General features: G+C 39.5%; 10 protein-coding genes and 3 tRNA genes. All 13 read right to left on the minus strand.

Annotation, left to right across the window (positions count from 1 at the left end; translation table 11 throughout):
- Nucleotides 1-494 precede the first annotated feature (494 nt).
- Nucleotides 495-570, minus strand: a tRNA-Lys gene (locus tag NFR27_RS05595).
- Between the two features lie 4 nt (nt 571-574).
- Nucleotides 575-649: transfer RNA gene (locus NFR27_RS05600), tRNA-Gln, on the minus strand.
- An 8-nt stretch (nt 650-657) separates the two neighbouring features.
- Nucleotides 658-733, minus strand: a tRNA-His gene (locus tag NFR27_RS05605).
- 75 nt (nt 734-808) lie between these two features.
- Nucleotides 809-1,648: a polyamine aminopropyltransferase gene (gene speE / locus NFR27_RS05610; protein WP_251442477.1), complete on the minus strand. Its 840-nt coding sequence runs from the start codon at nt 1,646-1,648 to the stop codon at nt 809-811.
- Nucleotides 1,649-1,846: 198 nt separating this feature from the next.
- Nucleotides 1,847-2,473, minus strand: coding sequence for a hypothetical protein (locus tag NFR27_RS05615; RefSeq protein ID WP_251442478.1), 627 nt, complete (start codon nt 2,471-2,473; stop codon nt 1,847-1,849).
- Nucleotides 2,474-2,564: 91 nt separating this feature from the next.
- The gene (locus NFR27_RS05620) at nt 2,565-2,996 is read right to left on the minus strand and encodes a peptidylprolyl isomerase (RefSeq protein ID WP_251442480.1); all 432 of its coding nucleotides are present in this window, start codon (nt 2,994-2,996) and stop codon (nt 2,565-2,567) included.
- A gap of 2 nt (nt 2,997-2,998) precedes the next feature.
- Nucleotides 2,999-3,700 (minus strand): tRNA threonylcarbamoyladenosine dehydratase, encoded by a 702-nt coding sequence (locus tag NFR27_RS05625; protein ID WP_251454709.1) that lies wholly within the window; start codon nt 3,698-3,700, stop codon nt 2,999-3,001.
- Between the two features lie 27 nt (nt 3,701-3,727).
- Nucleotides 3,728-4,099, minus strand: coding sequence for a VOC family protein (locus NFR27_RS05630; RefSeq protein WP_251442484.1), 372 nt, complete (start codon nt 4,097-4,099; stop codon nt 3,728-3,730).
- 218 nt (nt 4,100-4,317) lie between these two features.
- Entirely contained in the window at nt 4,318-7,401 is a 3,084-nt protein-coding gene (locus tag NFR27_RS05635; protein ID WP_251442486.1) for an AAA family ATPase, read from the minus strand.
- Nucleotides 7,398-8,585: an exonuclease SbcCD subunit D gene (locus NFR27_RS05640; RefSeq protein ID WP_251442488.1), complete on the minus strand. Its 1,188-nt coding sequence runs from the start codon at nt 8,583-8,585 to the stop codon at nt 7,398-7,400. The genes NFR27_RS05635 and NFR27_RS05640 overlap by 4 nt, the downstream gene beginning before the upstream one ends.
- Nucleotide 8,586: 1 nt before the next feature.
- Nucleotides 8,587-9,423 carry a deoxyribonuclease IV gene (locus NFR27_RS05645; protein WP_251442490.1) on the minus strand — a complete coding sequence of 279 codons (837 nt, stop codon included), beginning with the start codon at nt 9,421-9,423 and terminating at the stop codon, nt 8,587-8,589.
- Between the two features lie 273 nt (nt 9,424-9,696).
- Nucleotides 9,697-10,116, minus strand: coding sequence for a Fur family transcriptional regulator (locus tag NFR27_RS05650; protein ID WP_251454711.1), 420 nt, complete (start codon nt 10,114-10,116; stop codon nt 9,697-9,699).
- 178 nt (nt 10,117-10,294) lie between these two features.
- Nucleotides 10,295-11,866: a degradosome RNA helicase CshA gene (cshA, locus tag NFR27_RS05655; RefSeq protein ID WP_251442496.1), complete on the minus strand. Its 1,572-nt coding sequence runs from the start codon at nt 11,864-11,866 to the stop codon at nt 10,295-10,297.
- Nucleotides 11,867-11,965: the final 99 nt, after the last annotated feature.

Below are 11,965 nucleotides of genomic sequence, written 5' to 3' on the forward strand. Positions count from 1 at the left end.
TCCAAGATATCTTGGAGCTATTTGCTAGCTCGTTTTCGTTGTTGTTAGCTTAACCGAAGTTATCTAACTTAGAATTTTTTTTGGTTGGTTTCAACGTTGTTGAAACCCGCACTCTGGCTATGTTCATTTCATTAGAAATGATTACCTTACATTGTCCAGTTTTCAAAGATCTGTGTTTCAGGCAGTTAACTTTCATCGCCTGACGACTTAATTAGTTTAACAGTGAATTCTAATTATGTCAACTACTTTTTTACAACTTTTTTACTATTTTTATACTCACCAATATAAGTCCATAAAAACAAAGACTTAAAAGCTTGTAATAAAAGACTTTTTCTCATCTAGCACACTTGTTTAGCATTGTCTAAAGATGATTATATCAACTTCATGAGAGGCACTCTAAAAGGATTTAGTACCTCAGAAAACAAAATATTACTAAATAACATCAGCTAATAAAAAAGTTAGAAAAAGCACCGTCAAAAGACAGTGCTTTTACATGGTGACTCACCCGCGACTCGAACGCGGGACACCCTGATTAAAAGTCAGGTGCTCTGCCAACTGAGCTAGTGAGTCATGTTGGCAGGGGCGGCTGGGTTCGAACCAGCGCATAATGGAGTCAAAGTCCATTGCCTTACCACTTGGCGACGCCCCTATAAAAAGTGGGGTGAGTAGTGGGGATCGAACCCACGCATAACGGAGCCACAATCCGCCGTGTTAACCGCTTCACCATACCCACCACTGTGGTTGTTTGGGAGATTTATCCCCCGTAACGAATGATATTGTATCATTCCTCGGGGGATACTGTCAACAACTATTTTTTAATTAAATAATCTTTTACAAAATTAGGCAATGCAAAGGCTGCTTTTTGAATGCCTTCATTATAATATTTGGTAGTAAACTCTTGTTTGCGATTTGCTTCCCAAGTTAATGGATCATACTTTTTAGACCCCATGGTAAAGCAATGCATACCAGTTGGATAAATTGGAATATACGCTGTGTATAAACGTGGAATTGGGAAATGTTTAGCCACGTAGCCAAATACTTTTTCAACTAATGGCTGATGCATCATTGGTGATTCTGTTTGTTGTACAAATAAACCATCTTCTTTAAGTGCTTTATAAGTATTAGCATAGAATTCTTCTGTAAACAAACCTTCCCCTGGCCCAATTGGATCAGAGCAGTCAACGATAATAACATCAAACTTGTTTTCACATTCAGCTACATACCCAATGCCATCACCAATAGTTACTGTCAATTTAGGGTCTTTGCGAATCATAGCATCTGCTATTGTTGGCAAATATTCCTTAGCTAGTTCAACTACTTTGCCGTCAATTTCAATCATAGTTACTGATTCAACACAGTCGTGACGTACACATTCCCGTGCTACGCCTCCGTCACCGCCACCGATAATCAATACATGTTTAGGATTAGGATGTAAGAATAGTGGAATGTGAGACATCATTTCGTGATATACAAACTCTTCACGTTCAGACGTTTGAAATACACCATCAAGAGCTAGCATATTGCCATATTCTAAACTATGTACTACTTCAATTTTCTGAAACTCAGAAGCTCCGGAATACAAGACCTTATCGATTTTTGCACTCAATTTTAAATTATCAGACTGATTTTCTGTAAGCCACTCTGCCATAATTAGCCTCCTAATCCTAATAGGTAAACAGTCGTAATAGGGCTACATATGTAGCCCTATTAATTTACCAAAACATCTTTATACATGCTTAGCCATATGTATCTATACTTATTTATCGTTCTATAAGCATAGCGACCATACTGACTTGCGAATATACCAAGCAACAACGCTTACTTCCCTATATATTTGCCGCAATACTTACTTGCGCACTACATAGGCAAAGCCACCGCCTAGCATAGTATCTTTTAACCATTTCTGTACAGAAAAAGTTCGTTCAATTTCTTCGTCATATACCATACAACGAACATCGTCGTTATTTTCCATCAATTTTACAATCGGTACCCAATGCCAAGTAGACAATTCTTTTTCACGCCCTCTATGTCGATTTAAAAATGCTACTGGTGAATCACTAGCTAACCCTTGTTTAATAAATTTAACGACTTGCTGCAATGGTGGTCGACACACAGCAAACGGATAAATCCCCATCATCTTTACCGTATAAGGTAAATTTTGATCATTAACATATGAATTTAATCCTTCTTCAAGCCACTGTGTCTTATATAAACCACCGCCAAAACGTGGTCGCACATAATCAAAAACAGCTTCCATACGTTTCAAAGCAGCTTCACCATCTGCGCTTTCCGTCACATCTAACAAGCCATCACGGAACTGCACATAACTAATTAACTGTGTCGCTGTAGTAGGACCACAGCCGGCTAAACGCTGCCAATCATCATGATACCACTCTTGATTATAACCATAGGAAAAACGGCCATCTTTTTTTACCTGCAACCATTCTGGATGTGTGATTGTCAAGCTCTCCATATATCTCTCAATCCTCTATTACTTAATATACAATGTTATAACAATATATTCATTTTCAGTAATAGATGCCTGCAAAGAAAGCCTACTAAGCTTAGTCTTCTACAACTTCCACTTTTGTCATGCGGTCACCTTGCTGAATCGCATCTACTATATCCATACCTTCGATAACTTTACCGAACACAGTATGAACACCATCTAAATGAGGCTGTGGTTCATACACGATAAAGAACTGACTACCACCTGTATTAGGGCCACGATGAGCCATAGATAAGGCACCACGTTCATGTTTATGAGGATTGCCAATCAATTCGTCCTTGATTGTGTAGCCAGGACCACCAGTACCAGTTCCATTAGGACAACCGCCTTGCGCTACAAAACCTGGAATTACACGATGGAAAATTAAGCCATCATAAAAGCCTTCTTTAATTAATTTTTCAAAGTTAGCTACTGTACCTGGTGCTTCTTTGTCAAATAACTCAATCGTAATATCGCCTTTTTCCATATGAATAATTGCTTTTTTCATATCTATTCTACCTCCAATAATGTACGTAATACATAACTTGCTAACATCAATCCTGAAACAGAAGGCACAAAACCACAGGACCCAGGACTTCTAGAATCATCATCACGAGTTGGCGTCATAGGCTTTTCTGTCGAAAAAACAACAGTCTGTTTTTTAATACCACGCTTACGCAATTCACGACGCATTACTTTAGCGAGCGGACATGTATGTGTTTTACTGATATCAGCAATCGTCAATAATTCAGGATGCATTTTATTCCCTGTTCCCATTGAGGAAATACACGGAATGCCTAATTCCTGACAAGTTTCAATAATAGCCAATTTGGCAGTTACCATGTCAATGGCATCAATTACGAAATCAACCTTCAAATCTTTAATAAAATTTGGATAGACTTCCTTCGTATATACAATGTCATAGGTATCTACTTGCATATCTGGCCGAATAGCTAGTGCGCGCTCTTTGGCTACTTCAACTTTACGACGACCAATCGTAGCCTGTGTCGCAATTAATTGACGATTCAAATTACTTACTGTAACTTTATCACCATCAATCAATACTAATCGTCCTACCCCCGTGCGTACCAGCGCTTCCATAGCAAAACCACCAACGCCACCGCAGCCAAAAAGGGCTACTGACTTTGTCCCCAAATTCTCTAATTTCTCTTTACCCACTAACCACTCTAAGCGGGTTAACATATGTTCCATTCAGAAAAACTCCAATTCAGTATGATATTAACGATTTAATGGAATGATTTCTAACCAATACCCATCAGGATCAGCAATAAAGTAAATACCCATCTTAGGGTTTTCATAAACTACACAACCCATTTCTTTGTGTTTTTTATAAGCCCCTTCATAATCATCAACTTTAAACGCTAAATGGAATTCATTATCACCTAAATTATATGGGCGATCCCAATCACGTAGCCAAGTCAATTCTAACTGATGATTACTTGCACCATCTTCTAAATATACAATTTTAAATGAACCATCTTCTGGCTCAATGCGACGACCTGGCGTTAAACCAAGTGCTTCTTTATAAAAATCTAAACTTTTGTCTAAATCACGCACATTAAAGTTGTTATGTACCATCATAAATTTCATACAGCCATCTCCTTTCACTACTAAACCTCCAGTCCACTAAATTAACAAGCTGTGAACTGGCCTATCATTTAAGAGGATTCTTAAATTCCCTCTACTATCTACTTAATACTGCTATTTAATAGTATCACAAATCTCGATATATGGCTATATAGGGCATAAATTTTACCATCAACTTACTGCCAAGATGATTATTTCAATCACTATTAACCAGATTGCCCCTAAAGAACTATAAATTGCGCCTCACTGCCTCGCTCTGTAGTCCGTACTTCTAAATGAGCCGGAATCCGATTTTTTAATTCTGGCACATGAGAAATAATACCAACTAAGCGACCTGATTCTTGTACAGTTACTAAGGTTTGCATTGCTACTTCTAAAGTATCTGGGTCTAATGTACCAAACCCCTCATCAATGAAAATCGTATCTAAATGTATGCCACCTGCATAAGCTTGAATAATATCAGCCAAACCCATAGCTAGCGCGAGGGATGCTAAAAAAGTCTCTCCACCAGACAAGGTATTCGCTGGTCTTGCATACCCTGTATATGTATCTAATACGGCTAAATCCAGACCGCGATGACCACGGCGTACACTATCTAAATCAGCACGTTCCAATGTATAACGGCCTCGGCTCATGCGCCGCAAGCGTGCATTTGCAGCTACAACGACTTCTTCTAAAATAGCACCTAGCACATATCGTTCAAAGGTAACCCCTTTTAAGCCTGTATCGCCACCATTCGCCAAATCATATAAATTAAAAATAAACGAACTTCGTTCTGTAATTACCTCATTTTGAGCCATTAAGGTTTCATATTCTTCAACCACGTTAGCTAAACGCTGTTCTTCCTTATTCTGTATAGCCGCTTCACGAACAGCTTCTTCATAAGCTTCCATAGCCATATTCGTATCTTGTTCAGTAACAATACGACTCGGTTCAGGCAGCATTTCCAATTGTTGTTTTGCTGATGCTAACAAGACTTCTGTTTGCCCCCAGGAATCTTCATAGGCTCGCACTTCATTAGTTAGCGCCGCAGCATCTCCGTCAAAAGCTTTAATACGTTCTATTTCAACAGCCGTTAATTTAGACTTCTCCAAAGCGTTTTCATAAGTACGTTGCGCCTGAACACTTTGTGTGTCTAACTCCTCTTGCTGTTGTAGTAAATTTTTCAAAGTAGTTTCAATAGCACTAACCGCTTCAATATGCTTTGTATGAGATTCTTCATAAGCCTGTCGTTTACTTTCAAACTCTGTCAACCATTTTTTCTGTGCTTCTAACTCAGTTAACCAAGTATCACGATCTATAGTAGCCAATTCATGTTGTAATACCGTAAGGGCTTCTTCTTTACGTCCTAAATCAGCTGTCAACGCCTGATATGACTGAGTTAAAATTTGTAAATCCGCTTGCTTAGTTTGCAAAGTTTGTTCTGCCTCTTGCAGCGTTTGCTCTAATCGTTCTACTTCTTTTTCTTTATGTTGTATCTGTTGCCACTGACTATCTAATAACTGTTGCTGAACTTCTACTTCCGCCATAAATTCTGAACTAGCCTGAGAAACAATACCTAGCCCCCCATGAGTAGCTAACCAATCGTCAATAGCCTTTTCAGCAGCCTCTAACAATTCAACTTCATTTTTATAGGTAATTTCAACTTGATTCCATTCAGTCTTTGCTTTGGAAGTTTGCTGCAATGCTTCAGCATAAGCAGCTTCGGCTTCTTGCAAAGCCCCATCACGTAGCCCTTCAGGTATAACAGCTAGCTGAGGATGCTCTTTTGAACCGCATACAGGACAAGGGACCCCTACTTGCAAGGTAAGCCCTAAATTAGCCGCTTGATATTGATCCTGCAATTGCACCTGATGTTCACGTTCCAAACGAGCATTTACTTCAACTTGTTCCGCTAATTCATAGGCTCGCCGTTTAACATCTACCGCCCTTTTAGCCGCTTCACAACGTTCACGAGTTGCTAAGGCATTTTTGCCAATTTGTAAAGCTTGCCATAATTCCTCACGTTGTCTTACTACTTCATTTTGCACACTCAGCTGTCGACGCAAAGAGGTTAGACCTTCTTTCAAAACGACTATGTTCTCTTGTAACGCTGATACGTCCTGTTCCTTCTCGCCTACAGTCTTTGCCTTTACATCAACATCCTTAACTAGCATAGCAATTTCAGTTTGTAAAACTGCTACACGGTCAAATTGAGCCTGAATTTGCTCTGCCTTATGAACATTCAATTCATACTCTACTTGTTTAGGTTTAGCCTGTTGTAAACTATCAGCCAAGACTTTCAACGTTTCTGCTTCTTCTTGTAAACTTTGCTGTTTGGCAAGAGCCTCTTCATAAGAAACTCTCGTAGCTTCTCCCTTAACCACTAATGCTTGCCACGCTGCTTCAAGCCGACTAACAGGCTCATAAGCAGACAATTGATTAAGCAACGTTTTTATTTCTGAAATTTGTGATTTTTTTTGTTCTAATTCCTCTAACATAGTCTGATACTTATGTACTTGTTGTGCTAACCCTTGGCGCTGTTCACCTAATTTATACGCCTTAGCTAGCGCTAACTGTTCTTGATGAAGCACTTCAACGTCTTTATCCTTCTTTTGGACTAACTCTTGTTGTGCCTGCCACCGAGTATGTAATTCACCAACTGTAACTACCTCTTCACGACTTAATAAATATCGCTGACGGTCAATAACATCTTTTGCTTCCGCACTCACTGTATCATATTCATCTTTTAACATATCTTGTAAACGACTGTATAGTTCTGTACGGAATAAGCTATGCATCAAATCTTCTCGTTCTGAAGTAGGCGCTACTAATAATTTACGAAACTCGCCTTGCGGTAATAATACAACTTGCAAAAATTGTTCCGCCCTAAACCCCAAAATTTCATGCACTTTATCTTTTATTTCCTGCGAACGGGTACTAAATTCAACCCAGTCCCCATCCTGCCAAATCAACAAACGTGCCTGAGCCCCTTGCTCACGAAACCCTTCGCCGCGCTTTTTCTTAACTTGTTGCTTAGGGCTTCGTTCCATTTTGTATTGTTTATCGCCCACAGCAAATGTAAATTCTACTGCTGTTGGTTCTGTAGGAGTAGCATAATCACTGCGCATAGATGTACCACTGCGCAAACCCCCACTGGACTCACCAAATAAGGCATACACCATAGCATCTAAAATAGTTGTTTTCCCAGAACCAGTAGGGCCTGTGATTAAAAATAAGCTCTGCCCTTTTAGTTCATCAAAATCCAAATGAATTTTGCCCGCATAAGGACCAAAGGCTGTCATAGTCAGTGTCAGTGGTCTCATACATCAGCCTCCTTCAATAATCGGTCCCAAAGTGCATCCATATATTTTTTTTCAGTCTCACTCAATGGGTTTTCACGAACAGCTGCAGCAAATTGTTCAAATAATTCCCGTTCTGATAAATGTTTATATGCTACAGTGTCTACATCCTTTTCCTCGGTAGCCATACGCCCAGTTAACTCCATAGACATAGCATATGGCAATATGTCACGAAGTCTTGCCATACCATCAATAACGGGCGCTGTATCTAATAATTGTACCTGCACATAATCATTCACATGCTTTTTATGAAGTGCCTCATCATGCAAAATATCATTAAAATAACCTTTTATGCTTACCACATCATGAAGGAATTCAATAGGAACTTGTTCTAATTTACAAGCACCTGTGCTATCCATATCTACAATAGTAAAAGATTTTTTATGATTGGCTTCGTCAAACGAATACTTCAACAAAGAGCCACTATACCGAACATGGTCAGCACCGATACGCTGTGGTCGATGAATATGTCCTAATGCTGCGTAATTGAAAGGCGCAAATACATCCACCCCAACACTAGCCGAACCACCTATAACTAAAGGCCGTTCGGACTCACTAGTTTCACTTCCCATAACCAATGCATGGGCGATTGCTACCGTTCTCACATTTCCTTTTACTAAACTACGTAAATAAGTCGCCCACGCATCATAAATAGGCCCATAAGCTATAGGTAATGCTTGCCACTGCTCGCGTTGTGATTCATCAGAATTTATGGCTAATAAGTGAGTTAACACTGTACGCGGTTCAGCAAATGGCATAGGGCAAAAGGCAATCTCACCATATGTATCCTCAATATATAAAGGCTGTAAACTACGCTCCAAACCGCCCCAAACATGTAACCCCGCTTGAGACCATACATCACGCCCTACTTCTAGGCGCTGTGCACTGTCATGATTACCACCAATAACTAACACTGGTACCTTATAGTCCAACGTGAACTTAGTTATTACTGCATCCCACAATTCAACCGCTTCGACTGGTGGCACAGCCCGATCAAACACATCACCAGCTAATACAATAACATCAATATTGGCCTCTTTTACCAGCTGATACAATTGATGTTCAATTACATACGCTTGATCTTCTGTTAAATGACGCGCATAAAAAATGCGCCCTAAATGCCAATCGGCCATATGAAGAATGCGCATCTTACACCTCGCGATAAACACTGCGAAGCAAAGCGATTTCCTTGGCATAACCATCTAATTCATTCGGTGTTTCCAAATAAAATGGCAAATCACGCAAGGCAGGATGATTAATTATTTCCGTAATAGCGGTTAAGCCAATATGCCCCTCCCCTATTTTTTCATGGCGATCTTTATGGGCACCACGAGGATTTTTTGAGTCATTTAAGTGAATAGCATGTAAACGATCCAAGCCAATAATATGGTCAAAGGAAGTCATAACACCGTCTAAATCACCAATAATATCGTAATCCCCTTCATGAATATGACAAGTGTCCATACAAACACCTATATATTCTTTTAATTTTACACCATCAATAATGCGTGCAATTTCCTCAAAAGTACGACCTACTTCAGTGCCTTTGCCCGCCATAGTTTCTAATAACACAGTCGTCTGCATACCTTCAAACAAGACTTCATTGAGGGCTTCCACAATATGTTCAATACCCACATCCACCCCTTGTTTTACATGACTCCCAGGATGAAAGTTATATAATTGATTAGGTAAATATTCCAACCGCTCTAAATCTTCACGCATCATATTTTTAGCAAATTGACGTAACGAAGGATCGGCAGCACAAGCATTTAATGTATACGGTGCATGCCCCAAAACTTTACCAAAATTGTGCTCAGTCATAAACTCTCTCAGCGCTTTCATATCAGCTTCGTCAAAAGTGCGCGCTTTGCCACCTCGTGGATTGCGCGTGAAATACTGAAACGTATTTCCTCCTAAAGACAAGGCTTCTTGCCCCATATGTAAATAGCCTTTACTAATCGATAAATGACAACCAATTGTTAACATCTTTTTCTCCTTTATACGATAACTATGTAGCCTTTACAACTAAAACCAATCAAGCGGTCTCCTCACTATGATTAAAACCGCAGTACTCTTAATTTCTACTACAGTATGTTCTAACTTTTAATATATTCCCAATAATATATCATTAACTAACAAAACTAACTCATACTCTCTCTATTATATAACAAATTGAATCAAACAAAAAAAGAGCCTCACCAAAGGACTTGTAAAAGTTAATCAACATCTTACAAAGTCTTTTAGGACGGCTCTCTTTAATTAATGTGCTTCTCTACGTTGGCATTCAGGACAAATTCCTTCAAATGTAATTTGTTGACCTGTTACCTTATATTGACTAAGATGCTCAACCTTAGTAAGGGTATCATCCATGTCCATACCATCTAAATCATCAACGCGTTTGCATACAACACAACGCATATGTGGGTGATTATGAGTATCCCAGTCATACCGGCTACAATCGTCACCCGTATCGAGAACTTTTACTAGACCGATTTTTTCAAAAATCTCCATCGTCTTGTAAACTGTTGTTAGACTCATAGTTGGATGGTCACGGCGCAAACTTTGATATATCATTTCTGCCGTAGGATGCTCATTTTGACCATAAAGCACTTGATAAATCGCAATACGCTGTGGGGTTACTTTATAACCTTCAGAACGCAATTTTTGTGCAATATCCATAGCAATCAATCCTCTCTCCACTCGGATTTAATCTAATACTGTGCTACTTAACACATATGTCTTCCTATAGTTCTATGACTATTTATCAACCAATAATAATTATTAGTTAAATAATTATAGCAAATTCGGTATGGTTTTGCAAGTAAAGCCATACCGAATTTTATCTCAGCCTATATAATTAATCTTTGAAATATGGCTTAAAAGCGCCATTCTTTTGGCCTTCTTGACCGCCACGGCGACCTTGACCTTCTGAACTACGACGCTTAGGGCGACTGCCACTAGAGCGACGATCATCACGGCTATTACGGCTTCGTGAAGAACGCTCACCACTGCGACGGTCACTGCTACGACGTTCACCACTACGTCCACCACGCTGACCTTCACGACGACGGCCATCTTTACCAAATGAACGTTTTTTACGTACACGAAGTGGTGCTTCTTCAGTAATATTTACTGGTGTTGTATCTGGTTCTTTCGTTAACAACTTAATAGCTGCTGCTACTAACGTTACCGAATCCAAATCATTCAACAATTCTTCAGCACTTGCACGATACTCTTTCAAGTTTTCTGTATCATCAGCCATATTAATTAAGCTTTGTACCGCTAATTTCTGTTGGCCTTCTAATACTTCTCCTAAGGATGGTGCTTTACGACGTGCAATTTTACGTTTAGTTAAACGTTCAATAGCATGTAGATGTTCCATTTCACGAGGAATTACAAAGGTATTAGCCATACCCGCTTTGCCCGCACGACCAGTACGGCCTACACGGTGTACATAGCTTTCTGGGTCTTGTGGCAAATCATAGTTATACACGTGAGTTACACCACTAATATCAAGACCACGTGCCGCTACATCAGTAGCCACTAAAATATCAATAGTACCTTCACGGAACTGGCGAATTACACTATCACGTTTTTGCTGTGATAAATCACCGTGAATCCCTTCTGCCATATAACCGCGTTTTTTAAGACCTTCAGTTACTTCATCAACACGGCGTTTTGTACGACCAAAAACGATGGCAAGGTCTGGAGCTTGCATATCTAACAAACGGCAAAGTAAATCAAACTTCTGACGATCTTGTACTTCGATGTAGTATTGTTCGATTAAGTCCATCGTCACTTGTGTAGGTTTCATGCGAATCAAACGAGGCTCTTTTAAGTAATTTTCTGCTAATGTTTGAATCGCTGGCGGCATAGTAGCAGAGAACAACAAAGTCTGACGTTCTTCTGGTACAGCCCCTAAAATTTTATTAATATCATCAATGAAGCCCATGTTTAACATTTCATCAGCTTCATCGAGCACGATCACTTTCACTTTATCAAAGCTAATGGAACCGCGTTCCATGTGATCCATTAAACGACCTGGAGTTGCGACGATAATCTGTGGATTTTTACGTAAGCTACGGAACTGGCGCTGAATATCTTGGCCGCCATAAATTGGCAACGCTTGGATTTGCGTATGTTGAGCCATTTTATTGAGTTCTTCTGCTACCTGAATAGCCAATTCGCGTGTTGGTGACAAGATTAATACTTGCACAGCTCGTAAATGTTCATCCACCTGTTCTAAGGCAGGGATACCAAAGGCTGCTGTTTTACCAGTACCAGTCTGAGCTTGACCAATCATGTCAAGACCTTCCATGGCTACTGGAATTGCTTCCTTCTGAATTGGCGTAGGTTCTTCAAACCCCATATCATTTAAAGCCCGTAAAATGGGCTCGCTAATTTGTAATTCTTCAAATTTTTCAAGCATGAACTATATGAGTCCTCCTTATTAAATTAACCTTAATTATTTTCTATTATTCGTCGGCGCATTCTAATATTATAACACATAAAAAAGAAGATAGCCAAA

This window comes from Veillonella intestinalis, assembly GCF_943192895.1.
Lineage (GTDB): Bacteria > Bacillota > Negativicutes > Veillonellales > Veillonellaceae > Veillonella_A > Veillonella_A intestinalis.

Excerpts from the sequence above, each read along its gene's own strand:
- NFR27_RS05640 (WP_251442488.1), bottom strand. The coding sequence starts at position 8,585 with ATGCGCATTCTTCATATGGCCGATTGGCATTTAGGGCGCATTTTTTAT.
- NFR27_RS05615 (WP_251442478.1), bottom strand. The coding sequence starts at position 2,473 with ATGGAGAGCTTGACAATCACACATCCAGAATGGTTGCAGGTAAAAAAA.
- NFR27_RS05635 (WP_251442486.1), bottom strand. The coding sequence starts at position 7,401 with ATGAGACCACTGACACTGACTATGACAGCCTTTGGTCCTTATGCGGGC.
- speE (WP_251442477.1), bottom strand. The coding sequence starts at position 1,648 with ATGGCAGAGTGGCTTACAGAAAATCAGTCTGATAATTTAAAATTGAGT.
- NFR27_RS05620 (WP_251442480.1), bottom strand. The coding sequence starts at position 2,996 with ATGAAAAAAGCAATTATTCATATGGAAAAAGGCGATATTACGATTGAG.
- NFR27_RS05625 (WP_251454709.1), bottom strand. The coding sequence starts at position 3,700 with ATGGAACATATGTTAACCCGCTTAGAGTGGTTAGTGGGTAAAGAGAAA.
- NFR27_RS05650 (WP_251454711.1), bottom strand. The coding sequence starts at position 10,116 with ATGGATATTGCACAAAAATTGCGTTCTGAAGGTTATAAAGTAACCCCA.
- cshA (WP_251442496.1), bottom strand. The coding sequence starts at position 11,866 with ATGCTTGAAAAATTTGAAGAATTACAAATTAGCGAGCCCATTTTACGG.
- NFR27_RS05645 (WP_251442490.1), bottom strand. The coding sequence starts at position 9,423 with ATGTTAACAATTGGTTGTCATTTATCGATTAGTAAAGGCTATTTACAT.
- NFR27_RS05630 (WP_251442484.1), bottom strand. The coding sequence starts at position 4,099 with ATGAAATTTATGATGGTACATAACAACTTTAATGTGCGTGATTTAGAC.